This is a genomic window from Rhizobium sp. 21-4511-3d (assembly GCF_053522545.1).
In genome coordinates this window covers 198,892-225,600 of sequence record NZ_JBNWCF010000008.1, presented here as the reverse complement: position 1 = coordinate 225,600, position 26,709 = coordinate 198,892, and the positions used below count along the sequence as shown (strand labels likewise).

Annotated in this window: 27 protein-coding genes; 15 read left to right on the top strand and 12 right to left on the bottom strand. The window is 63.7% G+C overall.

Going from position 1 to position 26,709, the window contains the following annotated elements:
* Nucleotides 1–2 precede the first annotated feature (2 nt).
* The gene (locus ACQZ5H_RS19085) at nt 3–188 is read left to right on the top strand and encodes a DUF1059 domain-containing protein (protein WP_112386239.1); all 186 of its coding nucleotides are present in this window, start codon (nt 3–5) and stop codon (nt 186–188) included.
* On the opposite strand, the gene ACQZ5H_RS19080 is transcribed toward ACQZ5H_RS19085, so the two are convergent.
* Genes ACQZ5H_RS19080 through ACQZ5H_RS19070 form a run of 3 tightly spaced genes read right to left on the bottom strand, consistent with a single transcriptional unit; the run spans nt 189 to nt 2,709 of the window.
* On the bottom strand, nt 189–1,442 hold the full coding sequence (locus ACQZ5H_RS19080) for a CCA tRNA nucleotidyltransferase (protein ID WP_449098723.1): 1,254 nt from the start codon (nt 1,440–1,442) through the stop codon (nt 189–191).
* Nucleotides 1,439–2,089 carry a CoA pyrophosphatase gene (locus ACQZ5H_RS19075; RefSeq protein WP_449098722.1) on the bottom strand — a complete coding sequence of 217 codons (651 nt, stop codon included), beginning with the start codon at nt 2,087–2,089 and terminating at the stop codon, nt 1,439–1,441. The genes ACQZ5H_RS19080 and ACQZ5H_RS19075 overlap by 4 nt, the downstream gene beginning before the upstream one ends.
* The gene (locus ACQZ5H_RS19070; RefSeq protein WP_130277811.1) at nt 2,086–2,709 is read right to left on the bottom strand and encodes a DUF1285 domain-containing protein; all 624 of its coding nucleotides are present in this window, start codon (nt 2,707–2,709) and stop codon (nt 2,086–2,088) included. The genes ACQZ5H_RS19075 and ACQZ5H_RS19070 overlap by 4 nt, the downstream gene beginning before the upstream one ends.
* Nucleotides 2,710–2,867: 158 nt before the next feature.
* Between ACQZ5H_RS19070 and ACQZ5H_RS19065 the strand changes: the two genes are divergently transcribed.
* From ACQZ5H_RS19065 to ACQZ5H_RS19045, 5 genes are all read left to right on the top strand, one after another.
* Entirely contained in the window at nt 2,868–3,878 is a 1,011-nt protein-coding gene (locus ACQZ5H_RS19065) for an AAA family ATPase (protein WP_199627134.1), read from the top strand.
* Between the two features lie 20 nt (nt 3,879–3,898).
* On the top strand, nt 3,899–4,819 hold the full coding sequence (locus ACQZ5H_RS19060) for a DUF58 domain-containing protein (protein ID WP_112719362.1): 921 nt from the start codon (nt 3,899–3,901) through the stop codon (nt 4,817–4,819).
* Complete coding sequence (locus ACQZ5H_RS19055; RefSeq protein ID WP_449098721.1) at nt 4,816–7,629, top strand: DUF4159 domain-containing protein; 2,814 nt, start codon at nt 4,816–4,818, stop codon at nt 7,627–7,629. The genes ACQZ5H_RS19060 and ACQZ5H_RS19055 overlap by 4 nt, the downstream gene beginning before the upstream one ends.
* 1 nt (nt 7,630) lies before the next feature.
* The gene (locus ACQZ5H_RS19050; protein ID WP_449098720.1) at nt 7,631–9,700 is read left to right on the top strand and encodes a hypothetical protein; all 2,070 of its coding nucleotides are present in this window, start codon (nt 7,631–7,633) and stop codon (nt 9,698–9,700) included.
* Between the two features lie 67 nt (nt 9,701–9,767).
* Nucleotides 9,768–10,205 (top strand): GNAT family N-acetyltransferase, encoded by a 438-nt coding sequence (locus ACQZ5H_RS19045; protein ID WP_449098719.1) that lies wholly within the window; start codon nt 9,768–9,770, stop codon nt 10,203–10,205.
* Here ACQZ5H_RS19045 and ACQZ5H_RS19040 read toward each other — a convergent pair.
* Nucleotides 10,187–11,500 carry an MFS transporter gene (locus ACQZ5H_RS19040; protein WP_449098718.1) on the bottom strand — a complete coding sequence of 438 codons (1,314 nt, stop codon included), beginning with the start codon at nt 11,498–11,500 and terminating at the stop codon, nt 10,187–10,189. The two genes, ACQZ5H_RS19045 and ACQZ5H_RS19040, sit on opposite strands and share 19 nt — an antisense overlap.
* 68 nt (nt 11,501–11,568) lie before the next feature.
* Complete coding sequence (locus tag ACQZ5H_RS19035; RefSeq protein ID WP_130277806.1) at nt 11,569–12,069, bottom strand: GNAT family N-acetyltransferase; 501 nt, start codon at nt 12,067–12,069, stop codon at nt 11,569–11,571.
* A gap of 280 nt (nt 12,070–12,349) precedes the next feature.
* Between ACQZ5H_RS19035 and ACQZ5H_RS19030 the strand changes: the two genes are divergently transcribed.
* A complete protein-coding gene (locus ACQZ5H_RS19030; RefSeq protein WP_449098717.1) occupies nt 12,350–13,339 on the top strand; it encodes a glutathione S-transferase family protein in 990 nt (329 codons plus the stop codon).
* A gap of 3 nt (nt 13,340–13,342) precedes the next feature.
* On the opposite strand, the gene ACQZ5H_RS19025 is transcribed toward ACQZ5H_RS19030, so the two are convergent.
* Complete coding sequence (locus ACQZ5H_RS19025; RefSeq protein ID WP_449098716.1) at nt 13,343–13,822, bottom strand: NUDIX domain-containing protein; 480 nt, start codon at nt 13,820–13,822, stop codon at nt 13,343–13,345.
* 71 nt (nt 13,823–13,893) lie between these two features.
* Between ACQZ5H_RS19025 and ACQZ5H_RS19020 the strand changes: the two genes are divergently transcribed.
* From ACQZ5H_RS19020 to ACQZ5H_RS19000, 5 genes are all read left to right on the top strand, one after another.
* Entirely contained in the window at nt 13,894–14,802 is a 909-nt protein-coding gene (locus ACQZ5H_RS19020; protein WP_449098715.1) for a metallophosphoesterase family protein, read from the top strand.
* A 133-nt stretch (nt 14,803–14,935) separates the two neighbouring features.
* Complete coding sequence (locus tag ACQZ5H_RS19015) at nt 14,936–15,496, top strand: tetratricopeptide repeat protein (RefSeq protein ID WP_130277803.1); 561 nt, start codon at nt 14,936–14,938, stop codon at nt 15,494–15,496.
* A gap of 166 nt (nt 15,497–15,662) precedes the next feature.
* Nucleotides 15,663–16,172 carry an RNA polymerase sigma factor gene (locus ACQZ5H_RS19010; RefSeq protein WP_112719371.1) on the top strand — a complete coding sequence of 170 codons (510 nt, stop codon included), beginning with the start codon at nt 15,663–15,665 and terminating at the stop codon, nt 16,170–16,172.
* 2 nt (nt 16,173–16,174) lie between these two features.
* Nucleotides 16,175–17,020: an anti-sigma factor family protein gene (locus ACQZ5H_RS19005; RefSeq protein ID WP_112719372.1), complete on the top strand. Its 846-nt coding sequence runs from the start codon at nt 16,175–16,177 to the stop codon at nt 17,018–17,020.
* 64 nt (nt 17,021–17,084) lie between these two features.
* On the top strand, nt 17,085–17,729 hold the full coding sequence (locus tag ACQZ5H_RS19000; RefSeq protein WP_449098714.1) for a DUF3885 domain-containing protein: 645 nt from the start codon (nt 17,085–17,087) through the stop codon (nt 17,727–17,729).
* A gap of 54 nt (nt 17,730–17,783) precedes the next feature.
* Here ACQZ5H_RS19000 and leuA read toward each other — a convergent pair whose 3' ends face one another.
* The 3 genes from leuA to ACQZ5H_RS18985 form a co-directional block, all read right to left on the bottom strand.
* Nucleotides 17,784–19,499, bottom strand: coding sequence for a 2-isopropylmalate synthase (gene leuA, locus ACQZ5H_RS18995; protein ID WP_130277802.1), 1,716 nt, complete (start codon nt 19,497–19,499; stop codon nt 17,784–17,786).
* Between the two features lie 340 nt (nt 19,500–19,839).
* Nucleotides 19,840–21,024: a benzoate/H(+) symporter BenE family transporter gene (locus tag ACQZ5H_RS18990; protein WP_199627169.1), complete on the bottom strand. Its 1,185-nt coding sequence runs from the start codon at nt 21,022–21,024 to the stop codon at nt 19,840–19,842.
* A 93-nt stretch (nt 21,025–21,117) separates the two neighbouring features.
* Nucleotides 21,118–22,191 carry a hypothetical protein gene (locus ACQZ5H_RS18985; RefSeq protein WP_449098713.1) on the bottom strand — a complete coding sequence of 358 codons (1,074 nt, stop codon included), beginning with the start codon at nt 22,189–22,191 and terminating at the stop codon, nt 21,118–21,120.
* A gap of 316 nt (nt 22,192–22,507) precedes the next feature.
* Here ACQZ5H_RS18985 and ACQZ5H_RS18980 point away from each other — a divergent pair, with 316 nt between their 5' ends.
* Entirely contained in the window at nt 22,508–22,741 is a 234-nt protein-coding gene (locus ACQZ5H_RS18980) for a hypothetical protein (protein WP_112719378.1), read from the top strand.
* A 45-nt stretch (nt 22,742–22,786) separates the two neighbouring features.
* On the opposite strand, the gene ACQZ5H_RS18975 is transcribed toward ACQZ5H_RS18980, so the two are convergent.
* Nucleotides 22,787–23,371 (bottom strand): ATP-dependent Clp protease proteolytic subunit, encoded by a 585-nt coding sequence (locus ACQZ5H_RS18975; protein WP_112719379.1) that lies wholly within the window; start codon nt 23,369–23,371, stop codon nt 22,787–22,789.
* A 160-nt stretch (nt 23,372–23,531) separates the two neighbouring features.
* Here ACQZ5H_RS18975 and ACQZ5H_RS18970 point away from each other — a divergent pair, with 160 nt between their 5' ends.
* Together ACQZ5H_RS18970 and ACQZ5H_RS18965 are read left to right on the top strand one after the other, a co-directional pair.
* Nucleotides 23,532–24,251 (top strand): hypothetical protein, encoded by a 720-nt coding sequence (locus tag ACQZ5H_RS18970; protein WP_449098712.1) that lies wholly within the window; start codon nt 23,532–23,534, stop codon nt 24,249–24,251.
* A gap of 99 nt (nt 24,252–24,350) precedes the next feature.
* On the top strand, nt 24,351–25,139 hold the full coding sequence (locus ACQZ5H_RS18965; RefSeq protein ID WP_449098711.1) for a DUF2076 domain-containing protein: 789 nt from the start codon (nt 24,351–24,353) through the stop codon (nt 25,137–25,139).
* A 48-nt stretch (nt 25,140–25,187) separates the two neighbouring features.
* On the opposite strand, the gene queF is transcribed toward ACQZ5H_RS18965, so the two are convergent.
* On the bottom strand, nt 25,188–25,652 hold the full coding sequence (queF, locus tag ACQZ5H_RS18960; protein ID WP_112719382.1) for a preQ(1) synthase: 465 nt from the start codon (nt 25,650–25,652) through the stop codon (nt 25,188–25,190).
* Nucleotides 25,652–26,566, bottom strand: coding sequence for a CDF family cation efflux transporter EmfA (gene emfA, locus ACQZ5H_RS18955; RefSeq protein WP_130277797.1), 915 nt, complete (start codon nt 26,564–26,566; stop codon nt 25,652–25,654). The genes queF and emfA overlap by 1 nt, the downstream gene beginning before the upstream one ends.
* Nucleotides 26,567–26,709 lie beyond the last annotated feature (143 nt).

The window sequence follows — 26,709 nt, the reverse complement described above, 5'->3', positions numbered from 1 at the left end:
AAATGCGACTTTTCGAATGTGGTACGCTCGTTCCAGGCTGTGACTGGCACACCCGCGCCAATGACGACGCCGAAGTCGTCCGCCGCGCAGTCGAGCATATGAAAACCGCTCACGGCGAAACCACCATCCGCGAAAACATGGTCGACAACATCAAGGCCCGCATCCGCAACGAAGCGAACGCGGCCTGATCATTTGACGATGCCATCCAGCCGGGCGAGCAGCGCCGCCCGGTCGGCAGCGAAATTCTCGTCCACCCACTGGTTCTCCAGCGTCTGCAGGATTTCGCCGACGCGCGGCCCCGCCGTGACGCCGGCCGCCATCACGTCGCCGCCGCTGAGCGGAAACTTCGGCTTCGTCCAGGCTTCCGCCTGTTCGAGCAGCTTCGAGAGCCGTCCCGAACGGCTCATCTCCTTCATGTCGCCTTCCGCCTTGCCGCGTGCAACCGCGAGCGCCAGCTTCAGCCGCGCGATCACGCCTTCGGGCGCGCTGCGATAAAGCACGCGGTCGAAGGCCGCCGTCGTCAGCTCGTCATTGACCGGAACGGTCAGCGCCCAGGTCTTCAGCCAGGCGGCTTCCGCATTGGCAAGCTTCAGACGCCCCGCCATCTCCGAGAGCCGCGGCACGTCGGGCGGCACGATCGAGGCGAGCCTGAGCAGCGGATCGGGCTTCCAGCCCAGCGCCTGCTCGGTCGCGACCAGCGCCGGGATCGCGTCGATGCCCCATTTCTCCGTCTCCGGCAGGATCTCATTCAGAACCGAGACCGTCCGCATCCAGAGCAGCGCCCGGCCCGGATCGTCGGCAGAGAGCAGCTTGCGCATTTCCGACCAGACACGCTCGGCAGACAACGTCGAGAGCTTGGAGCGCGCCGCAGAAGAGGCCTTCAGCCCCTCGGCATCGGGACGCCCGGTGCCGTAATAGGCGAAGAAGCGGAAGAAGCGCAGGATGCGCAGGTAATCCTCGGCGATCCGCGTTGCCGCCGTGCCGATGAAGCGGATGTTGCGCTTCTCGATATCGGCGAGCCCGTCGACGAGATCGATCACCTCGCCTGCCGCATTGGCATAGAGTGCATTGATCGTCAGGTCGCGGCGCTCGGCATCGGCCTGCCAGTCGGTGCTGAAGGCGACCTTGGCATGGCGCCCGTCGGTCTCGACATCGGTTCTGAGCGTCGTCACCTCGAAGGGCTTGCCCTCGAGCACCAGCGTCACCGTGCCGTGCGCGATCCCGGTCGGCACCGCCTTGATGCCGGCGGCCTTCGCCCGCTCGATCACGGCGTCAGGCGTCAGCGTCGTCGCCATGTCGATATCGCTGACCGGAATGCCCATCAGGCTGTTGCGCACCGCGCCGCCGACGACGCGGCCCTCGCCGCCATCGGCATTCAGCAGCGAAAAGACGCGGGAAAGGCGCGGATCCTGAAACCAGGCTTCGTGAGCCACAGTGGTCATGCATACATTCTTTCGTAAATCGTGCGGATGATGCCGGCGGTAATGCCCCAGATCATCCATTGCTCATAGGGCATGCGGTAAAACTGGCGCTGCACCCCGTTCCAGGGGCGGCTGTCGAGCGTGTGATTGCCGGGATCCATCAGGAACGACAGCGGCACCTCGAAAACGCTCTCCACCTCATCCGGGCTCGGCGTCAGCGTGAAACCGGGGCGGACGACGGCAAGGATCGGCGTGATCCGGAAACCGGTCGCCGCCAGATAATCCGGCAGGCGGCTGACGGGCTCGATGAACATGTCGGCAAGGCCGATCTCCTCGCCCGCCTCGCGGATCGCCGCCATTTCCAGGGAGTCGTCGGTCGGATCCTTGGAGCCGCCGGGAAAGGCGATCTGGCCCGAATGCTTGCGCAGCGTCTCCGTCCGTTTCGTCAGGATCACCCGCGCGTCGTCTCCGTCATCGATGACGGGCACGAGAACCGCCGCGTCGCGCAGCTTGATGTTCTCGACATAGGGCAGCAGGTCCTGATTGATCAGGTGATCGCCGTGATCGCGCCAGGCGAGATCGATCGGCCCGCCCTTCTGGTTGAGCGCGCGGCGGCGGAATTCATCGGCCGAATAGAGCGGATAGCGGGAGGCAATGGGATCGGTCATCGGGAAAGCGCATCCAGTTCGTCTGCCGGCATCACCGGGAATATGCGGCCGCCGGAGCGGAGGCAGAACATCTCCCGCCCCTCGACCTCGATCACCTCGCCGAGCTCCACCAGCTCGTACATCACGGGACGCGCCACCAGCGCCTCCAGCCGTCCGCGCACATGCAGATAGGGCTTGAGCTCGCTGTTGTCGCCATGGATCACGAAACGCAGCGCATGCTCCTCGCCCGCCTCAACGACATCGCCGGTATTGGTGCGGAAGGTCAGCAGCGGATTTCCGTCGCGCTCCGTCACGCTCATCTCGACCGCCAGGAACGGCGCATCGACGACCCGGATGCCGACTTTTTCCACAGGAGTCACGAGGTAGGTCTTGCCGTCCTCGTCCTTGCGCAAAACCGTCGAGAACAGCCGCACCAGCGGCGCGCGGCCGATCGGCGTGCCCATGTAGAACCATGTGCCGTCGGCGCGGATTTCCATGTCGATATCGCCGCAGAAAGGCGGATTCCACTTGTCCACGGGCGGAAGACCGCGGCTCTTGCCACCGGTTTCGCCAGCCGCGCGCGAAATCAGTGCGGCCAGCCCCGCGGCATCTTCACTCGCCCTGATCTCTTCGCCTGCCATTCTTCTGTCCCGGTTTGCTCTTAACGAGAAGGAAGTCACGAGATAGTCATTCGAAACGAACTTGTCAGCCCGCAACATCTTCATAACTCTATCGGGTATGAGGCAGAGGTGTAAGTCCGCCGATTCGCGACGAATGATTTAGCCGTTGGAGATGCCTGATGGGTATGATGAAGACCGAAGACAGCCTCGATGAAAAGGCGATCATCGCCGCCGCCGAAAAGGCGCTTGCCGATATCGCCCTTGTCCGTGAAGAAGTCTCGAAGGTGATCTTTGGTCAGGAAAGCGTGGTCGAGAACACGCTTCTCGCCGTGCTCTCGGGCGGCCATGCGCTGCTCGTCGGCGTTCCCGGCCTCGCCAAGACCAAGCTCGTCACCACGCTCGGCGAAGTTCTCGGCCTCGGTGCCAACCGCATCCAGTTCACGCCAGACCTGATGCCCTCCGATATTCTCGGTTCCGAAGTGATGGACCAGGACGAGAGCGGCCGCCGCTCCTTCCGCTTCGTCAAGGGACCGGTCTTCGCACAGCTGCTGATGGCCGACGAAATCAACCGCGCCTCGCCGCGCACGCAGTCGGCGCTGCTGCAGTCGATGCAGGAATATCACATCACCGTCGCCGGCCAGCGCTACGACCTGCCGACGCCGTTCCACGTTCTCGCAACGCAGAACCCCCTGGAGCAGGAAGGCACCTATCCCCTTCCCGAAGCCCAGCTCGACCGCTTCCTGATGCAGGTCGACGTCAATTATCCGGAACTCGCCGCCGAGCGGCAGATCCTGCTCGAGACGACGGGCCTTTCCGAAACCAGGCCGCAGGCGGTGCTGAATGCCGAGCGGCTAATGCAGATCCAGAGCCTCATCCGCCAGATGCCGGTCAGCGACAAGGTCGTTGATGCCATCCTCGGCCTCGTGCGCTCGGCCCGTCCCGGCCAGGGCCATGCCTCGACCGACAAGCACGTCGCCTGGGGCCCCGGCCCGCGCGCCGGCCAGGCGATGATGCTCTGCGCCCGCGCCCGCGCCCTCTACGAAGGCCGCCTCGCGCCGTCGCTCGACGACGTCTATGCTCTGGCCGAGCCCGTGCTGGAACACCGCATGGCGCTGACATTCGCCGCCCGTGCCGAAGGCATGTCGGTGCGTGATGTCATTGCCGGTCTGGTCAAGCAGGCCCGTGGATAAGAGACAGGGATAAGCAACGCGTGGCCTCTATCGGACAGATCGTCAATCCGACACCCGGCAGCGATGCGCTTGCACGAGCAAGGCAGCGCGCCTCGCTGGTGCCGGATTGCCTGGTCGAGGCCAAGCGGATCGCCAACACCGTGATCGCCGGCTGGCACGGCCGCCGCAAGCGCGGCATCGGCGAGAATTTCTGGCAGTTCCGTCCCTATACCGAAGGCGAAAGCCTGTCGCGCATCGACTGGCGCCGCTCCGCCCGCGACGACCACACCTATATCCGCGAACGCGAATGGGAAGCCGCCCACACGATCTGGCTCTGGGCCGACATGTCGCCGTCGATGATGTACAAGTCGACCCTCGGTAACGTCTCCAAGGAAAGCCGGGCGCTCGTCATCATGCTGGCGCTCGCCGAAATCCTCGCGCGCTCCGGCGAACGCATCGGATGCCCCGGCGTCATGGAACCCGTTTCGGCCCGCAATGCCGCCGAGCGGCTGGCAACGGCGCTGATGCACTCGCAGCTGACCGGCGGCCTGCCGGAAGTGGCGATGATCCGCGGCTGGAGCGATCTGGTGCTGATCGGCGATTTCCTCGATGAGGCCGACGCCGTGATGGCGCGCCTGACGCCGCTTGCCCGCCGTGGCCTGCGCGGCCATGTCGTCGAGGTGGCCGATCCCGCCGAAGAGGTCTTCCCCTATAGCGGCCGAACCGAATTCAGCGATCCCGAGACCGGCTCGAAGCTCGTTTCCGGCCGCGCCGAGAATATCCGCGAGGCCTATACCCGCGCCTATCTCGCCCGCCGCGACAATCTCGGCCAGTCGCTGCGCCATCTCGGCTGGACCTTCGTGACGCACAGGACCGACCATCTGGCCTCGGAAGCGCTGGTCGCGGTTCACATGTATCTCTCCGGCATGCCGGCCAAGGCAACGCATGGGGGGCAGCTGTGAACGCCCTTCCCTTCGCTTTCGCCTATCCCGCAATCCTCGGCGCCCTCGTCGCCCTTCCCGTCATCTGGTGGCTGCTGCGGCTGACGCCGCCGCGCCCGAAGACCGAGGTCTTCCCGCCGCTGAAGATCCTCGCCAGTGTGCTGAAGCGCGAGGAAACTCCGGCACAGAGCCCCTGGTGGCTGACGCTGCTGCGCATGCTGCTTGCCGCCGCCGTCATCCTGGCGATCGCCGACCCGGTCTTCAATCCGCGCACCAATTCGCTGGTCGCTGGTGGCCCGCTCGTCCTCTTCGTCGACAATGGCTGGGCGACCGCGCCCGACTGGGAACGCCGCGTCCAGACCGCCGAAGCGCTGATCGACGATGCCGATGCCGCCGGCAGCCCCGTCGCCATCGCCTTCACCGCCGATCCGACCAACGACGCCGTGCCCGGAAGTGCGGCCGCCGCCCGCGACAAGCTGCAGGCCGCCGAGCCGAAGCCCCTTGTTCCCGATCGCCAGCGCGCCTTCGAGGCTCTCCGCGCAGCGCTGAACGGCACCAAGCCCGGCACGCTCGCCTTCCTCGCCGATGGCGCTGCTGCGAAGGACAATGAAACGACCGTTCGCGATCTCGCCAATCTGCAGCCCGCCGAACTGCGGCTGATCGAGGGCGATGCCGAACAGACGATCGCCATCACCGGCGCCAGCAACGCCGCCGATGCGATGACCGTCACCGCCACGCGCCTCGACACGTCAAGTGCGGCGCAACTGCCGCTGACGGCGCAGGATGCGCAGGGCCGCGCCATTGCCGCCGGTTCCGTCTCCTTCCAGCCGGGACAGTCGACATCGATCGGCTCGATCGCCGCACCCTTCGAGATGCGCAACGATTTCGCCCGCGTCAGCATCGATGCTCATGCGACCGCCGGCTCCGTCCATCTGCTCGACGACGGCTTCAAGCGCCGCCGCGTCGTGCTGCTCTCGGGCGAGGCGCGCGACGAGTTCCAGCCGCTCCTGTCGCCGCTCTATTACATCCAGCGCGCCCTGCAGCCCTATGCCGACCTGATCGAGCCGAACTCGCCCGATCTCGCCACCTCGATCCCCGATCTCCTGTCGCAGAACCCTTCGGTGATCATCATGGCCGATATCGGCCGCCTGCCGCAGGAGACATACGAGCCGATGCAGCGCTGGATCGCCAATGGCGGGACGCTGATCCGCTTCGCCGGTCCGCGCCTCGCTGCTGCCCCGGCCGACGATCCGCTGGTTCCGGTGATCCTTCGGCAGGGCGAACGCGCCCTCGGCGGCGCCCTCTCCTGGGCCGAACCGCAGCCGCTCGCCGATTTCCCGAATTTCGGCCCCTTCGCCGGCATGGCGAAGCCGACCGATGTGACGATCAAACGCCAGGTTCTCGCCGAGCCGACGCCTGACCTTGCCGAACGCACCTGGGCAAGCCTTGCAGACGGCACGCCGCTCGTCACCACCAAGCCGATCAATGCCGGCCGCATCGTGCTCTTCCATGTCAGCGCCGAAGCCACATGGTCGAACCTGCCGATCTCCGGCAATTTCGTCGAGATGCTGCGCCGTATCGTCCAGCTCTCGCGCTCCGGCGGCGTCACCTCTGAAGCCGGTGCGGCATCGACCGCCGAAGCCCTGCCGCCCTTCCGGCTGCTGACGGCCAAGGGCGTGCTGACGACCGAAACCGGTACCGCCCGCCCGCTGATCCCGAATGCCAAGGCCGCCCCGGTCTCGAATTTCGACAATCCGCCCGGACTCTATGGTTCAGAAGATGGCTTTACCGCGTTGAATGTATTGCCTGATAATGCCGAGCTGAAGCCGCTCGACACCGCCGGCGTCACCGTCGTGCGCGCCGGTCTGATCGGCGGCGAGACATGGTCCGCCAAGCCGTCGCTCTTCCTGATCGCCTTCCTGCTGCTGCTCGCCGACAGTCTGATCGTCATGTTCATGAGCGGCGCCTTCTCGCGCCTTCGCCCGGCAGCGCGCAGCGCCGCCCTGATCGCGATTGCTATCGCCGCCGGCCTGTTCATCGCCCCGCACGACCTGCGCGCCGACGATTCCAAGCCCGGCGACGATCAGATCCTCCAGCGGCTCGACAACACCCACCTCGCCTATGTCGTCACCGGCGAACAGGATGTCGACAATATCTCCGAGCGCGGCCTCGAGGGCCTCACCGAGTTCCTGACCTACCGCACGACGCTGGAGCCGGCCCCGCCCGTCGGCCTCGACATCACCAAGGACGAGCTCGCTTTCTACCCGATCATCTACTGGCCGATCTCGGCATCGGCGCCGATGCCATCGACCGCTGCGATCAACCGCATCGACGCCTATATGCGCGCCGGCGGCACCGTGCTTTTCGATACCCGCGACCAGTTCTCGGCACTCGACAATTCCGGTGGCGCCCAGAGCGCCAATGGCGAACGTCTGCAACAGATCCTCGCCAATCTCGACATTCCGCCGCTGGAACCCGTCCCCTCGGATCACGTCCTGACGAAGTCCTTCTATCTCTTGTCGAGCTTCCCTGGCCGCTATGCCGGCAGCCCGCTCTGGATCGAGGCACGCCAGGACAATCGCGCCAGCGACCCGAAATCCGCAGCTTCTGCCGACGGCGTCTCGCCGATCCTGATCACCGGCAACGACTTTGCCGGCGCCTGGGCGGTCGACGAGAACGGCACGCCGATGCTGCCGACCGTGCCGCCGGATGAGGCGCAGCGCGAATATGCCTACCGCGCCGGGGTCAACATCATGATGTATATGCTGACCGGCAACTACAAGACCGACCAGGTCCACGTCCCCGCCCTCCTCGAACGTCTGGGGCAGTGACATGACGCTGGATTTCGCACCCTTCATTCCCTGGCCGATCCTTGCTGTGCTCGCCGTCGTCGTCGCCATCGTCGCCGTCTTCGCCATATGGCGCGGCGTGCGCGGCGCCTGGATCCGCACGGTCGCTGCCATCGCCCTGCTCGCGGCGCTTGCCAATCCGCTATTGATGCAGGAAGACCGCGAGCCGCTGTCGACTGTCGTCCCCGTCATCGTCGACCGCAGCCAGAGCCAGCAGACGCCCGAACGCATCAAGATGACCGACGATGCGCTGGCTCAGCTGAAGGACCGGCTGTCGCGCTTCCCGAATATCGAGCCGCGCTATGTCGAGGCGACCGAGCCGGAGGATTCCGACGCCCCCTCGACCCGCCTCTTCAACGCGCTGTCCGCCGCCGTCGCCGACGTGCCGCCCGCCCGTATCGGCGGCGCGATCATGCTGACCGATGGCGAGGTTCACGACGTCCCCGGCGTCAATCAGGCGCTCGGCTTCGACGCGCCGATCCATGGCCTGATCACCGGCAAGCCGAACGAATTCGACCGCCGCATCGAGGTCATCAAGGCGCCACGCTTCGGCATCGTCAATGAAGAGCAGCAGCTCGTGTTGCGCGTCTTCGACGACGGCCCGAGCCCGGGCGGTACGGCAACCGTCACCGTCAAGCTGAATGGCGACGAGATTGCCACGCTGCAGGCGACACCCGGCCAGGATACGCCCTTCTCCTTCCGCGTCCCGCGCGGCGGCAGCAATGTGCTGGAATTCGCCGTTGCGGCCCTGCCCGGCGAAGTGACGGAAGCCAACAACCGCGCCGTCCACGTCATCGACGGCATCCGCGAGAACCTGCGCGTCCTTCTCGTCTCCGGCGAGCCGCATGCGGGCGAGCGCGCCTGGCGCAATCTGTTGAAATCGGACGCCTCGGTCGATCTGGTGCATTTCACCATTCTGCGCCCGCCGGAAAAGCAGGACGGCACGCCGATCAACGAGCTGTCGCTGATCGCCTTCCCGACCCGCGAGCTCTTCGTCGACAAGATCAAGGACTTCGACCTCATCATCTTCGATCGCTATCAGCACCGCGGCGTGCTGCCGATCCTCTATTACGACTACATCGCCCAATATGTTGAAAACGGTGGTGCGCTCTTGATCGCTGCCGGTCCCGAACATGCCGGTCAGGATTCGATCGCGCTGACGCCGCTGCAGTCGGTCCTGCCGGCAGCACCCACCGGCCAGATGATCGAGAAGGCCTTCTATCCGCGCCTCTCCGACGAGGGCCGCAAGCATCCGGTCACCCGTGGCCTCGATGGCTCGGCCGACGAGCCTCCGCATTGGGGCCGCTGGTTCCGCTCCGTCGGTGTCGAGCAACCGCAGGGCCAGACGGTCATGGTCGGCGCCGATAATAATCCGCTGCTGGTGCTGAACCGCGCCGGCCAGGGCCGCGTCGCCATGCTCTTGTCCGATCAGGGCTGGCTCTGGGCCCGCGGCTTCGAAGGCGGCGGACCGCATGTGTCGCTCTATCGCCGCATCGCCCACTGGCTGATGAAGGAACCGGCACTGGAAGAAGAGGCGCTAACTGCCCGCGCCCAGGGCCGCACGCTTGAGATCACCCGCCAGACGATCGGCGGCGATCCCGGCCCGGCCACCGTGCGCTACCCCTCCGGCAAGACCGAAGACCTGCCGCTCGCCCAGTCCGAGCCCGGCCTCTACAAGGCCGAGAAGAAGATGGACGAGATCGGCCTCTTCGAAATCCGCAACGGCGACCTCACCACCCTCGTCCATGTCGGCGCCGTCGATGCGCCGGAATTCAAGGCGATGGTCTCGACCAGCGATGTCCTGAAGCCGATCACCGACAAGACCCGCGGCCTTGACGCCCGTGTTTCGGATGCCAATGGCGCGATCGAAGTGCCACCGGTTCTCCCCGTCCGCGGCCAGATCCGCGTCGCCGACAACGAGCGCATGCAGATCAAGCTCACCAACGAGACGGTGCTGAAGGGTATCAACACGCTGCCGCTCTTTGCCGGTTTCGCCGGTGTCGGCGTGCTCCTGCTCGCCTTCGGCGCCATGTGGTGGCGCGAAGGACGCTGAGCCATTTTGTCGAACGGACGACTCTGATATCGGCAGGCGATAGAGATCGCCGCCAAAAGGTTCAGCCATGGCCCAGCAGAAGCTGAAGGTCACCAAGGTTCTCTCCAAGAAGGACCGCAAGAAGATCGCCGACCCGCTGATCGCCTATAACGTCGCCCGCTTCGGCGAGAGCGGCCGCGAGAAGCTGGCGATCCGGCTGCGCGGCGACGACGGCGAGATCAATGGCGGCCTCGTCGGTTATACCGCCCGCGACTGGCTCTATATCGAGATGCTCTTCATTCCCGAGGAGATGCGCGGCAAGGGCATGGCCGGAACGCTGCTGCAGATGGCGGAAGACGAAGCCAAACGCCGCGGCTGCATCGGCGCCTTCATCGATACGATGAGCCCTGATGCCCTCGGCGTCTACCGGCGCTATGGCTATGAGACGATCGGCTCACTCGGCGAATTCGCCGGCGGCCACACATTCACCTGGCTGAAGAAGCGCTTTCAGCCAAGCGAGGCCTGACGCGTCTCCGTATCGATGGCCAGCGCCGCAACGGCGGCAATGACCAGCAACCCGGCAAAGAGCCCGATCGCCACGCCGAGCCCCAGCGACACCACGAAGGTCATCACCGACGGCGCCACCAGTCCGCCGAGGCGCGCCATCGCGCCCGCCGCCCCCATGCCGGTCGCGCGCGACCCGGTTGGATAGAGCTCCGGCGTATAGGCATAGAGCGCACCCCAGGTGCCGAGCAGCGCAAAGCTCATGAGCAGCAGCGAAGCGCCGATCAACACGTCATCGGGCGACAGCACGAACAGCAGGCAACCCGCCGCCGACAACAGGCAGAAGGCGATCAGCGTCGGCCGCCTGCCCCAACTCTCGACGCCGTAAGCCGCAAGCGCATAGCCAGGGATCTGCGCCAGTGCCACGAAGACCAGGAAACCATAGCCGCGCACGAAGCCGAAGCCATCGCCCGCCAACCGCGCCGGCATCCAGGTGAAGACGCCGTAATAGGAAACGGAGACGAGGAACCAGATCGCCAGGATCATCACGCTGCGGCGGCGAAGCGGCGGTGAGAACAACCCCTCGGAAGCCGCATGCGGCGCGGCAACGATCTCCTCGCCGGCGGCCAGCGGCGGCTTGCCGTGGGCTTCCAGCATCCGGTTGACGATTGCCTTGGCATCGGCCGCCCGGCCGGAACGCAACAGGTAAAGCGGCGATTCCGGCACGAAGAAGCGCAACGCGACGCCCAGGATCGCCGGCACCGCCGTCACCGCAAAGATATAGCGCCAGGCATCGGCCACGCCCGCAACACTCGCCGCCCAGGCCGCGAGCGCCACGATCAGCGTGCCCACCGCCCAGAAGCCTTCGAGCATGACCAGCCAGCGCCCGCGGTTCTTCGATGGCAGGAATTCGGCCATCATCGCGTAGTCGACCGGCAGCGTGCCGCCGACCGCCATGCCGGTCAGGAAGCGTAGGATCAGCAAGCTGGTAAAATCGGGCGCAAAGATCGACAGCAGACCGAACAGCGCGTCGCAGGCAACGGTCAGGATCAGCACATAGCGCCGCCCCCAGCGATCGGCCAGCCGGCCGAACACCATGGCGCCGATCAGCATGCCCAGAAAGAAGAGCGTTCCCGTCTGCAGCGCCTGCGCCACGGTCAGCTGGAATGTCGCGGCAATCGATGCGGCGGTAAAGCCGACGGCAAGCACCTGCATGGCATCGGCAGCCCAGACGAGGCCGAATATGCCCATCAACCGCTTCTGGAACGCTCCCGTTCCGGCGCGATCGAGCGCCTCGTCCATGGAAATGCCGCTCATTCGCCGTCCCCCATCGCGCAGCCCCTGGCGAGTCCCAAGGAAATCAGGGGTTTGATAGACGATAAGCTCTATTTACGCCAGCTAATTGAGCCCTTGAGACGCTGATGAGCGTCGTCGCTGACCGGCACGACGAGAACACGCGCCGGATCGACCGGACCCGGGAAGTTGAGCGCGTTGTGGGCGACCCGTTCGAACCCGAGTTGGCAGTAATAGGGCGGGTCGCCAACCAGAATGATCGCCTCCGACCCCCTGCGCTTGGCGGCCTCGACAGCGATCCGCACCAGTTCGCGCCCGATCCCCCGGCTCTTGTGCGACGGCCGCACGGCAAGCGGCCCGAGCAGATGCGCCTTGACGCTGCCCGCCTGCACCGGCGTCATCCGCACCGAGGCGATCGTCTCGCCGTCATCGGCGCAGATGAAGGAGAGCGAGCGGTCATGCGGCCCCTGCTCGCGAATACGAGCGGCAGCGCGGGTATGACGGCCCGGACCAAATGCTTCTTCGTTGATGAGTTCGATAGCGGCGTCGTGAGACGCATCCTCAGTGAGGTAGACCAGATCGTGCTTGTGCATGATGAGACAGAAACCGGATAGACAGACAGCATGGGTTCTCGAACACGCCCTTCAGGCGTTCGGGAGCTTCAGCGTCGTCGCAGGCTTCTGATTGCGTACATCAAATCGGGTTCCGCAGAAAAATGTGAAATGGCCGATAGCAGGAAAAATTTCCGCCGTCCAACGCAAAATGCGGCGGGGCAAAAATCGCTGTGACGCACTGTTCAATCTTTGCCCACTGCAAAGCGCGCGCGGCTGCGATATCTTTGCGTCAACGAGACCAATTCGAAGGAAACGCACAATGGGCATGCTGGTGGAAGGCGTCTGGCATGACGTCTGGTACGATACCAAGGAAAGCAAGGGGCATTTCAAGCGCGCCGCCTCGCAGTTCCGCAACTGGGTGACGAAGGATGGCGAGGCCGGTCCCTCCGGCACCGGTGGCTTCAAGGCCGAGGCCGGGCGCTATCATCTCTATGTGTCGCTCGCCTGTCCGTGGGCGCACCGCACGCTGATCTTCCGCAAGCTGAAGAAGCTGGAAGACCTGATCTCCGTCTCCGTCGTCGATCCGCTGATGGTCGAGAACGGCTGGGAGTTCAAGATCAGCGACGGCGCCACCGGCGACCATCTGTTCGGCGCCAAGGCGCTCTGGGAAATCTACGTGAAGGCCGATCCGACCTATTCTGGCCGCGTCACCGTTCCCGTCCTCTGGGACAAGCAGACCGGCACGATCGTCAACAACGAATCGTCCGAGATCATCCGCATGTTCAACAGCGCCTTCGACCACCTAACTGGCTCGACCCAGGATTTCTACCCTGAAAACCTCGCTCCCGGGATCGATGAAATCAACGCGCTGGTCTACGACACCGTCAACAACGGCGTCTATAAGGCGGGCTTTGCGACGACGCAGGAAGCCTACGAGCAGAATGTCGTCAAGCTGTTCGGCACGCTGGACGCCCTGGAAGAGCGCCTCGGCAAGGGCCGCTATCTCCTTGGCGACCGGGTGACCGAAGCCGACTGGCGGCTGTTCACGACGCTAGTGCGCTTCGACCCCGTCTATGTCGGCCACTTCAAGTGCAACATCCGCCGCATCGACGACTACCCGAACCTGTCGGCCTACCTGCGCGATCTCTACCAGACGCCAGGCGTCAAGGAGACGGTGAATATGCGCCACATCAAGGAGCATTATTACCGCAGCCACAAGACGATCAACCCGACCGGCGTCGTCCCCGTCGGCCCCGATCTGGATCTCGACCGGCCGCATGGCCGCGCCAAGCTGGCGGCTGCCGCCTGAGGATCACCAGTAATGGGCGGCGGGTTCCTCGCCGCTCAGCTCCCGGAGGCGGCGTTTCGTCGCCTCGGTGGTGCCTTCGGGCAGCGCGTCGAGCGCAAAGAAGCCGCTCTCGACGATCTCCGCATCCGGCTTGCGCGGCGCCGTCTGCTCGACATCGGCGCGGTAGAAGACCACATGGTCGCGGCGGCTCGCCGATGTATTCAGATAGACCTGAAAGAGCTGCGGCTCGCCGATGATCCGCAGGTTCCCCTCTTCCCGCAGTTCCTTGACCAGCGCATCATGCGAGGTCTCCCGCCGCTCGATGCCGCCGCCCGGCATATGCCAGCCCGGCACATAGCTGTGGCGCACGAGGAAGACGCGGCCCGACGGATCGAAGCACGCAGCCCTCACGCCCATCGTCATTCCCCGCGTCGCGGCGAAATAGACGTGGACGACCCGCATCAGAATTTTCGATTGCCAGGACCTGATCTCGTTGCTCGCCATCGTTCCGTTTTCACTATTTCGTTCAAGCGGATGTGTTTGAATTGTAAATATCCTGGTCTATGTGTCGTAGCATGTTCAAGCTCGCGCATATCTCCGATATTCACCTCGGCCCACTTCCCCGTCTTTCGATCCGCGAGCTCTTCTCGAAGCGCATCACCGGCTTTGTGAACTGGCACCGCAACCGGCGCAAGCATCTTTTCGGCGGAACGCTCGACCTGCTTCTGGATGACATCCGCGCCCGCGAGGCCGATCATCTCGCCGTCACCGGCGACCTCGTCAATCTCGCAAGCGGCCTCGAGATCCGCTCGGCCGCCGCCTGGCTTCGCGAGCTCGGCGAACCCGAGGAAACCTCGATCGTCCCCGGCAATCACGATGCCTATGTGCCCGGTGCCTACGAGAAATCGATGCGCGCCTGGTACGATTACGTCCGCGGCGATCTGGCGCCGCCACAATGGGAGGAAGACCGCCACATCTTCCCCTATCTGCGCATCCGCGGCAAAGTCGCGATCGTCGGCTGCTCGACGGCTGTCGCCACCCCGCCTTTTGCCGCCAGTGGCTTCTTCGGCCAGCGCCAGGCCCGCGAGGCGGTCAACATGCTGCGCGCTGCCGGTGAGGCCGGCCTCTTCCGCGTGGTGATGATCCACCATCCGCCGATCCGCGGCGCCACGTCTTTCCACAAGCGAATGATCGGCATCCGCCGCTTCGCCGCCGTCGTCACCAGCGGCGGCGCCGAGCTCGTGCTGCACGGTCACACCCATCTGAACACGCTCTACTGGCTGAAGGGCCAGACCGGCCCAGTGCCCGTCGTCGGCATCGCGTCCGCCTCACAGGGACCCGGCGGCATGAAGCCGCGGGCCGCCTACAATCTCTTCTCGATCGACGGTTCGCCCGGCGCCTGGGAGCTGAGGGGCGAGCGCTTCAGCCTCAACGATCGCGGCGATGGCGTATCGCCCGAAAGCGTCGATATTTTCAAGCTTTAGCAGCAAGAGCGGAATCAGTTTCGCCGCTTGTTGAATCGCTTTCTGAGGATTTTGCCGATCCGGCGATCCTGCCCTTGGTATTTCCAAATCGAGGCGTACAATCCCGCCATCGACGCCGACCAGGGAGCCCGCCATGCGCATCGCCGCCAACCGTATCTGCCGCCTCACCCTCGCCTTCGGCCTTGCCGCCGCGCTTGCCGCACCGGCCTTCGCGGTCGGCGACGAGAGCGACGAAACCAAGCCGCCGCCGAAGACCGAGACGACGACCAAATGCGCCGACGGCAAGGTCTGGGACAAGCAGAAGAAGGAATGTGTCGACGCCAAGAAGCAGAGCTTCAACGACGACGAACTCTACCAATTCGCCCGCGAATTCGCCTATGCCGGCCAGTATGAGAATGCCATCAACATCCTCAACCTCGCCAGGAACCAGAACGATCCGCGCATCCTCAACTATCTCGGCTATTCCAACCGCAAGGCCGGCCGCTTCGAACTCGGCATGTCCTATTATCGCAAGGCGCTGCAGGCCGACGAGAATTATATTCTCGCCCGGTCATACATGGGCCAGGCTTTGGTGGAACAAGGAGACGTGCAGGGCGCCAAGGTTCAGCTCGTCGAGATTCGCGATCGCGGCGGCGAAAACACCTGGGCCTACCGCGCTCTGCTGCAAAGCCTGAACGGTTACCGGACCTATTGAAAACAACTGAACGTGATGAGCGGCAGAAAACCTTTGGGAAACTGCCGCTTAGCCGCTCTTCCTGTTGCGGAGCGCGTCAAACTTGTTTCATAAAGGTCACATACGCGATATAAAAATACGACCCGCACCGGATGCTTCGCTCCGGACATGTTCATGAAATGAGATTATGCGTCAGCCCGTAACGACCATCGACATCAGACGCGACCTTGTAGGCCTGCTGCCTCGGTTGCGCCGCTTTGCGATTGCGCTGACGGGCGATACGGCGAGCGCCGACGAACTGGTCCAGACCGTCTGCCAGCGCGCCGTCGCCAAGAGCCATCAGTGGAACGGCGAAGGCAGGCTGGAAAGCTGGGTCTACACCCTCGCCCGCCAGCTGTGGAACGAGGACGGCCGCAAGCGGCGCGCCCGCACGGCAGCCCCCAAGGGCAACGTCACCGATATCCGTGAAGCCGCCCGCGAGCGTGCCACGGTCACCGATACCGATCTCATCCACCGTATGCTGGCAGAGATGCCGGAAGGCCTGGCGAGCATCTTCCTGCTGACCGTGGTCGAAGGCCACAGCTACGAGCAGACCGCCGATATCATGGGTATTCCGGCAACCGGCGTCTCCGCGCAGCTTGCCGCCGCCAGGCTGCATTTCGCCAGCCTCGCCGACGATTTTCACCACAGGTACTGACCTTGCCGGATTTCAAGAAACTGCCGCTCGATGCCCAGCTGACTGCCCTCCTCGACGGCGAGACGACGCCGGAGGAGAAGCATGAGCTGGAAGAGCGCATCGCCAGTGACGAAGGCGCCCGTAGGCTTTATGACAAGCTGCGTCACGGCGCCGATTTCGGCCGCCGCCGCCTCGACGACGTGCTGAAGGAACCCGTGCCGCTGGCGCTGGTGCGCTCGATCAAGAGCGTGCAGCCACCGAAGGCGCCCCTCGCCCCGCGCGCCACCCGTCCGGCCTTCAAGTTCGCGCCGTCGGGGCGCAAGTCTCTGGCCGCCGCCATTCTCCTGTTCGTTGCCGGTTGCGGCATCGGCTATCTGGTCGGCATCGGCCCCGGCGATCCGACACCCTCGGACGACCAGCACATTGCCGACGACAGCGGCCGCAGCAAGGACTGGCTGGCCGACATCGCCGGCTACCAGCGCATGATCATCCGCCAGCCCCGCCATCTGGTCGAAGTGCCGGCGTCGCAGGCCGAAGAGATTTCCAGCTGGCTCACCTCGACCGTCGGCGTCGCCTTCCGCGTTCCCGATCTCAGCAATGACGGCTGGACCTTCCAGGGCGCCCGCGTCGTGCTCGGCGACGGCAAGCCAACCGGGCAGCTCGTCTATTCCAGCGCCGATGGCGACCTGATCACCATCTACTTCCGCAAGGACACGCAGCAGCCGGAAACCGAAGATTTCAAGGAAACGATCAAGGACGAGATCGGCCTGGTAACCTGGCACAATGCCGGCACCGCCTACGTCCTGGTCGGCCCATCGGCCGAAGCATCGCTCAGCCAGATCGCCATGGAAATCGCCGCCACGATCTAGATTCGCGTCGCCTGGCCCAAACGATCAGTAAGACCCTTCCGTAAAACATCGACGGGGCGCGCCTATGAACTCAAGCCTTGGCCTGCTGCCGACCGAGCGCATCTCCCGAGTGTTTGGCTGGAGCGAATTTCCGCACGCGCTGTTTTATCAGGCACAATTCGCATTGCGTTTTGAACTGGCCGAAGGCATTCGGGAAGAACCGCTCTGTTTCCTGCAGGCGATCGATCGCGCCCGCGAGCTGGCCAGTGCCGCATTTGCGGACTCGGAGAAGCTCACCGCTGTCGTCAGCTACTACGAGGGCGAGCGGCGGACATCGAAATCGACGGCCTCATTTCGAACGCTCAGAGAAATGGGCTTCAAGGCTGATTTTGGCCCCGCCGAAAAAGGCAGCCCCGACGATGAACAGAGCGACCGATACCGATACTGGCATGTCGCAGACTTTCGAAACGAGCCGGGCCAGATCGACATTCTTCTTTGGGCAAGCATCGCGAGAGAGTTGCCCGTATCGCCCAAACCTCGATCATTGACCGAGATCTATATCGTCGACCTAGAACGCGGCATTGCAATGCTGGCCTACGATGATCGGGGGGCGGATATTATCGCCATCGACCGCGCGCCCTTGCAGGCTCTCTACGAGCGATACGGCCATTGGCTGCTGGAGTACGACCGCTTAAAAATCGACGCGACTTTCTCGCAGGCTTTAAGCTGACGGTCTTAGACATCAAGGGCGCAGCGGATCTCTCCGCCGCGCCCTTTGCTTTGTTCAGTGCTTTCCGGCCTTCACTTCGAGCACGCGGTTTGCCGCCGAGACGATCGCTTCGAGCGATGCGCCGACGATGTTGGTGCTGATGCCGGCGCCGAACAGCTTGCCGCCCGGATAGGCCGTCTCGACATAGGAGATCGCGGCGGCGTTCGAGCCGTTCTGCAGCGAGTGCTCGGAATAGTCCTGCACCGACATTTCGATACCGAGATAGGCCGAGAGCGCGTTGATGAAGCCGTCGATCGGGCCGTTGCCGTGGCCTTCGATATGCTTGGTCACGCCGTTATCGGTGATCTCGGCCGCCACGACGCGCACGCCCTTGCGGTCGATATGCGCGAAAGTGTGGTGATCGACGAACTTGATGCGGCCGGTCGGCTGCGTCACGTAGCGCTCGATGAAGCGCTCGTAGATGCGCTTCGAGGGGAGTTCCTTGCCTTCTTCATCGGTGATCCGCTGGATGTCTTCGCGGAACTCGACCTGCAGGTTGCGCGGCAGGTTGATGCCGTAGTCCTGCTGCAGGATATAGGCGATGCCGCCCTTCCCCGACTGCGAGTTGATGCGGATGATCGCCTCGTAGGAACGGCCGACATCCTGCGGGTCGATCGGCAGGTACGGCACTTCCCAGACCGGGTGATTGGCGACCTTGATCGCCTTCATGCCCTTGTTGATCGCATCCTGGTGCGAGCCGGAGAAGGCCGTGTAGACCAGCTCACCGACGTAAGGATGACGCTCGCCGATCGGCATCTGGTTCGAATATTCGAAGACGTCCTTCATGCGCACAATATCCGAGCAGTCGAGCTCGGGATCGATGCCCTGCGTAAACATGTTCAGTGCCATCGTCACGACGTCGACATTTCCGGTGCGCTCGCCATTGCCGAACAGCGTGCCTTCGACGCGGTCGGCACCGGCCAGCAACGCCAGCTCGGCAGCGGCGATACCGGTGCCGCGGTCGTTATGCGGATGCAGCGAGATGATCAGGTTCTCGCGGTTGTCGAGGTTGCGGCACATCCACTCGATCTGGTCGGCATAGATGTTCGGCGTCGCCATCTCGACGGTCGACGGCAGGTTGATGATCAGCTTGTTGTCAGGCGTCGGCTTCATCTCGGCGATGACGGCGTTGCAGATTTCCAGCGCCACGTCGAGCTCCGTGCCGGTGAAGCTCTCCGGCGAATATTCGAAGCGGTAGCCGCCACCGGCCTTGGCCGCCATGTCGGAAATCATCTTGGCGGCATCGACGGCGATCTGCTTGATGCCGTGGACATCCTTGGCAAACACCACGCGGCGCTGCAGCTCGCTGGTGGAATTGTAGAAATGCACGATCGGCTTGTTGGCGCCCTGCAGCGCTTCGAACGTGCGGGTGATCAATTCGGGGCGGCATTGGACGAGAACCTGCAGCGACACGTCGTCAGGCACATTGCCCTCTTCGACGCACCAGCGGGCAAAGTCGAAATCGGTCTGCGAGGCTGAGGGGAAACCGATCTCGATTTCCTTGAAGCCCATGTCCAGCAACAGCTGGAACATGCGGGCCTTGCGGTCGTGGCCCATCGGATCGACCAGCGCCTGGTTGCCGTCGCGCAAGTCGACGGAGCACCAGATCGGCGCCTTGGTCAGCGTCTTCGTCGGCCAGGTACGATCGGGAATATTCACCTGCGGATAGGGGCGATACTTCACGCCGGCCGACTGCATGCCTTTTGCGGGAGTTTGAGTCTTAGAGTCCATCGTCTTCTCTCCTCAGCCCGGCAATTTGCGTCTTAGACCATCACGAATGGATTGGCGACAGCAACCGCGGACCTCATTTCGGTCAATCTTAGTTCTTTGGGATTAGTCGCGAGGAGCGTTGGCCTGCGGGGCTTTTCGGCCGCCGGGCGCTCCTCAACGGACCCGGCAACCGCGCGTAAGGCCGAGGAGAAGAAGCGAGGTGAGCGCGCGCGTATTGTCGCGCAGGGCGATACGCCCGCGTGCAATCGTGCCAGAAATCATTGCGCCTGTCGTCTTCATGCTCGGGCTTATATCCGCGGGACCAAAAACTGGCAACCCCCTCTCCAATCCTTTCCGGCTTCTATCGCTTCGACGCCTTCACCAGTTGCTGCAGCGCCATCATCAATCCACCGGCAAGCAGCCCCCAGAAGGCGCCGGAAATGCCACCGAAGGAAACGCCCGACGCCGTGACCAGGAAGGTGATCGCCGCCGCTTCCCGCGTCTCGGGCGCCTGGAAGGCAGACATGGCCGAGCTCGAGAAGGCGCCTACCAGTGCCAGACCGGCCACCGCCTGGATCAGGATCGGCGGCGCCAGCGCCACCGCGGTCGTCACCGCACCCGCGAGCGGCCCGAGGATAAGGTAGCAGATGCCGCAGACCAGCACCGCCCAGTAGCGGCGCGCCGGATCGGGATGCGCATCCGGCCCGGCACACATCGCCGCCGTAATCGCCGCCAGATTGACCGCATGGCCGCCGAACGGCGCCGCGAACAGCGAAAAGACGCCTGATACTGCAAACAGCGGCCCGGGCTTCGGCTCATAGCCGTTGACCTTCATGACCGCGATGCCGGGAATGTTCTGCGACGCCATGGTGACGATGAAGAGCGGCAGCGCGATCGAAATGAAGGCCGGGAGATTGAAGACGGGCGTGACGAACTCGACGGTCGGCAACAACGCCCGGCCGACGGCCGCCCCTGCCCCGTCGGGAATATCGACACCGAAGGCCACGACCAGCCCGAAGGCCACAAGTGCCGCCGGCACCGCCAGGAGCCGCTTGAAGGCGCCGACCACCATCCAGGTCAGCACGATCGGCAGCCCCAGCCACGGATTGAAACCCACAGCCTTCACCGGCGCAAAGCAGAGCCCGATCAGCACGCCCGAAAGCATCGCATTGGCAAGCGGCGCCGGAATGGCGGCGACTGCCCGGCCGAGCGGCTTGAACAGGCCGGCAACGACGATCAGCAGCGCGCAGACGATAAAGGCGCCGACAGCCGCGTTGAAGCCGCCCTCGACGATCCCTGTGCTGGCGAGCAATGCCGCCCCCGGCGTCGACCAGGCCATGCTGACCGGCAGCCGCGTCGTGAAGCTGAGCACAATGGCGCAGATCCCAAGCCCGAGCGAAAGCGCCATCAATCCCGAAGCCGCCTGCGCCTCCGTGGCGCCCACCGCCTGCAACCCGTGCAACACGACGGCAAAAGAACTGGCAAAGCCCGCGAAAGCCGCGAGCACGCCCATGAACAGGCTTTGAACGGAGAAATCTTTGAGCATCGCGGGACTCGGGGGCGTGAAACGAATACCGCATGGAGCATGGAGAACGGGCCGCAGGCAAGTGCATGCGGCCCGGCAGCCGTTCGCCCGCTGCTATCTGGTCGCGAATGACGGAAGCGGCTTGTCCTTGTTCGCGTTGAACCGCGCGATGAGCGCCGCCTGGGCTTCAAGATCGACGGGCTGCTCGATCTGCTGCGACGAGCCATCGGCGAAGCTGATGGTGGCGGTTTTGTACAAGCCCTGGATCGTCACGCTGTCATCCGGATGACCGTCGAAGGATATAACGGTTTTGCCATCCTTGTGCTCGACGCGCATCTTGTCGGCACTCAGTCCTTCCCCGAACTCGATGCTGGCGCTGCCGACCGCCCAAACAGTGTCTTGGCCATCACCGGCGGCAAACCGCACTGTTGCATCACCTCCAACGGCAATCGTATCATTTCCTTTGCCGCCGACAGCGACACTGCCGGAATGAACTACAATCGTGTCGTCCCCCAAGCCACCATCGACGTAGCTGTCCGACCACGCGTCGATTACATCGTCGCCCTCCCCGCCATCGACGCGTCCGTCGGAGAAAACACTGATGACGTCATTGCCATTTCCGCCGCTGACGGTTCCGGACACCGCCCGGATATCATCATTGCCATCGCCACCATCGACATAGCCCCCACCACCTCCTGCTTCGATCATGTCGTCACCCGCGCCACCGAACACGCGGCTGTCGCTCCATGCCTTGATCGTGTCGTTGCCAGCGCCACCGTCGATCTCGCTGCCGCTCCAGGCATCGATCTCGTCATCGCCCTCTCCGCCATAGATGACGCTGTCGGACCATGCGCCGATCGTGTCGTCACCGGCGCCGCCATCGACGAAGCTCTTCTCTCCGACAGTCACCGCGTCGTCGCCTGCCCCAGCATCGACGACGCTATTGGCTGCGGCCGAAATCGAGTCATCGGTCGCCCCGCCGATCAGGATGCGGATCGCGGTCGCCTGCCAGCGATCCGCCGCATTGCGAAGGTCTGCCGATGTCACCTTGGTTTCGTCTGCGGATTTGGTACTCGACGATCCAGTCGCTGCTGAGTGCATCTTGTCGAAGTCCGGCGGCTGTGGAACCCTGTCCGGCATGCGCCACAGAAGCGCGAAACCTGTCGTAACACTGCTCGTATTCGTCATGGAATCTTCCCCCGAAAATTCGTCTGCCGGTGACCGGCCCAAAACCTCACGCTGAAATGCATACACGGGCAATACGGCAATCATGCCGCGCCAAGCATGCGCAAAACTTGCGCTCAGGTTGCGCAATCAGGGATGGAATGTGGTGTGGGATTGGTTTTGCCGCAGCCGGATGCGCGGCCATCCCCCGCAGAGGCGATTTGGCGTTTGCCGACAACGAACACGCCCGGTCGAGCAAGGATGTGGCAAATGCTTGCTATGCGAGCAAAAAAGCCTAATTTAGTTGCGGTGGGAAGAACACAAAAATCCAGGTGAATGAATGTCGGACGATCCCGATGATATCAGCAGAGCAGCAGTGGGCCTTTCTTCGGCCGCCATTCTCGCATCGCTGATCAAGACTTTGAACGAAAAGAAACTCATTTCGGACGACGAGGAGAACGCCGTCTACGACGCAGCGATCGCGCTACTCGGCGACAATGCCGGAGATGACGAGGAAGGCATCTTCGAGCTGGCGCAGGAAATCATCGAAGAGCGCTGGAAGCCGGCGAACTGACCGCCCAACGGAAAGGAAAACGGGGCGCGAGCGCCCCGTTGAAAATCAGATCTCGCTCTGCGAGGTGATGATGCGCGATACCAGGCCGTAATCCTTGGCCTCTTCGGCCGAGAGCCAGTAGTCGCGATCCGTATCCTTGGCGATCTTGTCGACCGGCTGGCCGGTGGCGACGGAGAAGATCTTGTTCAGGCGCTCGTTCATCTTGATGATTTCGCGAGCCTGGATCTCGATATCGGACGCCATGCCGCGCGTGCCGCCGGAGGGCTGGTGCAGCAGGAAGCGGGTGTTCGGCAGGCAAAGGCGCTGTTCCTTCGGAGCCGCGACATAGATGAGCGCGCCGGCCGAAGCGACCCAGCCCGTACCGATCATCCAGACCTTCGGCTTGATGAACTTGATCATGTCGTGGATCGAATCGCCCGACTCGACGTGGCCGCCAGGCGAGCTCACGTAGATGCGGATGTCTTCGTCGCTGGCTGCGGCAAGCGCCACGAGCTGCGAGCAGACCTTCTGACCGAGCTCCATGGTGATCGGGCCGTAGATGAAGATCGAACGCGATTTGAAGAGGTTAGCCTCTGCGTCCTTCCCCAAAGACAGTTCCTTGGTCTTGTCTTCTTGTTCTTCGTCGTTCATTCGAACCTCTCTCGGCTTCATTCGGGTTTCCCGGACATAGTGTGACTCAATGCGTAAAACAATGCGGGAAAAAGACAAGCCACGGAACGGGTGAAGATATTCTTATGACAAACGCCGGATCTGTCAGCATTATGCTGCTATCCCCAGGCGGGAGGAAAAGATGACATCGCTTTTGCTTCATCGGGCGATCAAAAACAACGCGCTCTGGTGCGACGCCGTCTGCGCCGCGCAGGGTCAGAGCGGCGAGTTCACCCGCACCCTCTGGCTCCACCGCCAGGGCACCCCGCCCTTCTATCCCGACGCGATCACGCTGACCGGTGCCGAGAGTGCGGCCGAACAGGAAGAGGCGATCGCCGTGCTCACCCGCTCGCGGTCCGGCGGCTGGGGCATCAAGGACAGCTATTGCACCCTCGATCTGGCGCCGCAGGGTTTCAGCGTGCTGTTCGAGGCCGAGTGGATCGGTATCGACGCCGATGACGATTTCGATGAGGAAGACGGCGGCCTGACGTGGAAGCGGATCGAAACCGCCGAGGAGCTCGCCGACTGGGAGAAAGCCTGGGCAGGCGGCGAACCGCAGGCCGCGCCCGTCTTCGGCGAGCCGCTGCTCCACACCCCGCAGATTGCCTTCCTCGCTGCCTATTCTGGCAAGGCGCTGCAGGGCGGCGCCATCCTCAATCATCAGGCCGATGTCACCGGTCATTCCAATGTCTTTGCCGTCAAGGGAAAGCACGGACCGGTCCTGGCGGGGCTGGTGCGCGAGGCGCGGCGGCTTTTCCCCGGCGAGCCGATCGTCGGCTATGAGAGCGGCGACGATCTCGAGAACGCGCTGGCATCGGGCTTTACGGCGCTCGGCTCCCTGCGCATCTGGGCACGCGACTAGCTTACCGAAATGTAAGTTGCCAAGGCTTTGAAAAGCCTGAATCGCTTCCTACCTCATCCTCACGCAGGCACGAATGCCACAGGAGCAAGGGAGACAGTCATGTCACCGGAAGAACGCCAACTGCTGACCACCCTTTTTGACCGGGTACGCACCGCATCCGCCACCCCGCGCGACCGCGATGCCGAAGCCCTCATCGAACAGGGCGTGCGCGAACAGCCCTACACGACCTACTACCTCGCCCAGGCCGTCATCGTGCAGGAAAAGGGCCTGGAGGCGGCCTCGAAGCATATCCAGGAACTCGAAGAGCGCGTCCGCCAGCTCGAAGCCGGCGAGAGCGAGCACCGCCAGGCCGAACAGGGCGGTGGCTTCCTGAGCTCGATCTTCGGCAGCGGCCAGACCCAGCAGGCCGCCCAGCCCTCCGACCCCTGGGGCAACGCGCCGCGCCAGAGCTATCAGGACCGCGACTATGACGACAACGTCCGCCCGATGCGCCCGCAACAGCAGCAGCCGTCCGGCCCGTGGAACCCGCAGCCGTCGGGCCCATCGGCAGGCGGCAGCTTCCTGCGCGGTGCGCTTGGCACGGCCGCAGGTGTCGCAGGCGGCGTGCTGCTTGCCAACTCGCTGAGCGGCATTTTCGGAAATCACATGTCCTCGCTCGGCTGGGGCTCGCCCTTTGGCGCCAGCCCGTTCGGCAATACGCCGGCACCGACGGAAGAGACGGTCATCAACAATTACTACGGCGACCAGAACCCGCAGAACGATACGGTGGCCGACCGCGATGACGACAGCAACAACAATGTCCAGCAGGCCGACTACAGCAATGACGACGACAATAACGATTATGACGACGGAAACGACCAGTCCGGCGACGGCAGCTTCGACGTCTAGCCGCTAACAAAAAAGCGAGGGCGTCACCGCCCTCGCCTCAACGTCCCATCAGCCGCGGCCGCGATAGGTCGCCACACCCTGATCCGGCAGCCAGACATTCTCCGGCGGCTTGCCGGTCTGCCAGAAGACGTCGATCGGGATGCCGCCGCGCGGATACCAGTAGGCGCCGATGCGCAGCCACTTGGGGTCGAGCAGTTCGACGATCCGCTTGGCGATATAGATCGAGCAGTCCTCGTGGAAGGCCCCGTGATTGCGGAAGGAATGCAGGAAGAGCTTCAGCGACTTCGATTCCACCAGCCACTCATTGGGGATGTAGTCGATGACGATGTGGGCGAAATCCGGCTGGCCGGTCATCGGGCAGAGCGAGGTGAATTCCGGCGCGGTGAAACGCACGACAAAATCGGTGCCCGCCTGGTTGGACGGCACCTTTTCGAGAACGGCTTCCTCGGGAGACTTCGCTGTCTCCGTCTGGTGACCCAGCATGGACAGGCTGGAGACATCGGTTTCAGGCATCATGCTTCCTTTATGACTTTGACGCGCAGCCCATGGGCCTTTTCGCCCTCCGGCTCCACGTGAATGGCAATGCTGGCGCCCGGATGCACCGCGCGGATGGCATCTTCAAGGCGGTCGCAGATATCGTGGGCTTCGCGCACCGACATATCAGCCGGAACGACCATGTGAAAGTCCACAAAGGTCACAGCGCCGGCCCGGCGCGTCTTCAGGTCGTGCACGCCGAGAGAGCCCTGCGCATGCGTGGCGATCGCCTGCTTGATCGCTTCTTCCTCCTCGGGCTCCGCCGCATGGTCCATCAGGCCGCCGATCGAATGCGAGATCACCTTGTAGCCCTGATAGAGAATGTTGATGGCGACGAGGATGGCGAGCACCGGGTCGAAGATCGGATAACCGGTCGCCAGTGCCAGAAGCAGGCCGGCGAGTACGCCGACCGAGGTGACGACATCCGACATGATATGCTGGCCATCGGCGGTCAGCGCCGCCGAGCGATACTGCCGGCCGACGCGGATCAACAGCCGCGCCCAGACGAAATTGATGACGCCCGCCGCGAAGTTGATGGCCAAACCCAGCGCCGGCGCTTCCAGCATCTTCGGCTCGGCGAGATAGCCGACGGATTCCTTGACGATCAACAGGGCGGCGACGACGATCAGCACGCCCTCCGTGACCGCCGAGAGATATTCGGCCTTGTGGTGGCCGAACGGGTGGTCGTGGTCGGCGGGTTTCTGCGCATAGCGGATCACGAAGAAGGCGATGAAGGCCGCCACGACGTTGACGAAGGATTCCAGTCCATCGGAGAGCAGCGCCACGGAGCCCGTCACCCACCAGGCGACCAGCTTCAATCCCATGACCCCGAGCGACATCGGAATGCCCCAGAATGCCAGCCGGCGGACGGTCAGGTTACCTTGTTCGTTCATCGCTTATCCCTCTGCGGATGCGAATGAATTGCAGCACATAGCCCATTCAAACGCAAAACCGCCCGCGCGAAAATCGCGCAGGCGGCCAATGCGGTCCATATGGTTCAAGCCGGCCGGTTTGTCAAAGGTCAAAAGCCGCAAAT

Coding starts and splice junctions, on each gene's coding strand:
- ACQZ5H_RS19015 (WP_130277803.1), top strand. CDS start 14,936: ATGCGCATCGCCGCCAACCGTATCTGCCGCCTCACCCTCGCCTTCGGC.
- ACQZ5H_RS19080 (WP_449098723.1), bottom strand. CDS start 1,442: ATGACCACTGTGGCTCACGAAGCCTGGTTTCAGGATCCGCGCCTTTCC.
- ACQZ5H_RS19085 (WP_112386239.1), top strand. CDS start 3: ATGCGACTTTTCGAATGTGGTACGCTCGTTCCAGGCTGTGACTGGCAC.
- ACQZ5H_RS18990 (WP_199627169.1), bottom strand. CDS start 21,024: ATGCTCAAAGATTTCTCCGTTCAAAGCCTGTTCATGGGCGTGCTCGCG.
- leuA (WP_130277802.1), bottom strand. CDS start 19,499: ATGGACTCTAAGACTCAAACTCCCGCAAAAGGCATGCAGTCGGCCGGC.
- ACQZ5H_RS19020 (WP_449098715.1), top strand. CDS start 13,894: ATGTTCAAGCTCGCGCATATCTCCGATATTCACCTCGGCCCACTTCCC.
- ACQZ5H_RS18980 (WP_112719378.1), top strand. CDS start 22,508: ATGTCGGACGATCCCGATGATATCAGCAGAGCAGCAGTGGGCCTTTCT.
- ACQZ5H_RS19065 (WP_199627134.1), top strand. CDS start 2,868: ATGGGTATGATGAAGACCGAAGACAGCCTCGATGAAAAGGCGATCATC.
- emfA (WP_130277797.1), bottom strand. CDS start 26,566: ATGAACGAACAAGGTAACCTGACCGTCCGCCGGCTGGCATTCTGGGGC.
- ACQZ5H_RS18975 (WP_112719379.1), bottom strand. CDS start 23,371: ATGAACGACGAAGAACAAGAAGACAAGACCAAGGAACTGTCTTTGGGG.
- ACQZ5H_RS18965 (WP_449098711.1), top strand. CDS start 24,351: ATGTCACCGGAAGAACGCCAACTGCTGACCACCCTTTTTGACCGGGTA.
- queF (WP_112719382.1), bottom strand. CDS start 25,652: ATGCCTGAAACCGATGTCTCCAGCCTGTCCATGCTGGGTCACCAGACG.
- ACQZ5H_RS19030 (WP_449098717.1), top strand. CDS start 12,350: ATGGGCATGCTGGTGGAAGGCGTCTGGCATGACGTCTGGTACGATACC.
- ACQZ5H_RS19050 (WP_449098720.1), top strand. CDS start 7,631: ATGACGCTGGATTTCGCACCCTTCATTCCCTGGCCGATCCTTGCTGTG.
- ACQZ5H_RS19045 (WP_449098719.1), top strand. CDS start 9,768: ATGGCCCAGCAGAAGCTGAAGGTCACCAAGGTTCTCTCCAAGAAGGAC.
- ACQZ5H_RS19070 (WP_130277811.1), bottom strand. CDS start 2,709: ATGGCAGGCGAAGAGATCAGGGCGAGTGAAGATGCCGCGGGGCTGGCC.
- ACQZ5H_RS19000 (WP_449098714.1), top strand. CDS start 17,085: ATGAACTCAAGCCTTGGCCTGCTGCCGACCGAGCGCATCTCCCGAGTG.
- ACQZ5H_RS19010 (WP_112719371.1), top strand. CDS start 15,663: ATGCGTCAGCCCGTAACGACCATCGACATCAGACGCGACCTTGTAGGC.
- ACQZ5H_RS19035 (WP_130277806.1), bottom strand. CDS start 12,069: ATGCACAAGCACGATCTGGTCTACCTCACTGAGGATGCGTCTCACGAC.
- ACQZ5H_RS19075 (WP_449098722.1), bottom strand. CDS start 2,089: ATGACCGATCCCATTGCCTCCCGCTATCCGCTCTATTCGGCCGATGAA.
- ACQZ5H_RS18985 (WP_449098713.1), bottom strand. CDS start 22,191: ATGACGAATACGAGCAGTGTTACGACAGGTTTCGCGCTTCTGTGGCGC.
- ACQZ5H_RS19040 (WP_449098718.1), bottom strand. CDS start 11,500: ATGAGCGGCATTTCCATGGACGAGGCGCTCGATCGCGCCGGAACGGGA.
- ACQZ5H_RS18970 (WP_449098712.1), top strand. CDS start 23,532: ATGACATCGCTTTTGCTTCATCGGGCGATCAAAAACAACGCGCTCTGG.
- ACQZ5H_RS19025 (WP_449098716.1), bottom strand. CDS start 13,822: ATGGCGAGCAACGAGATCAGGTCCTGGCAATCGAAAATTCTGATGCGG.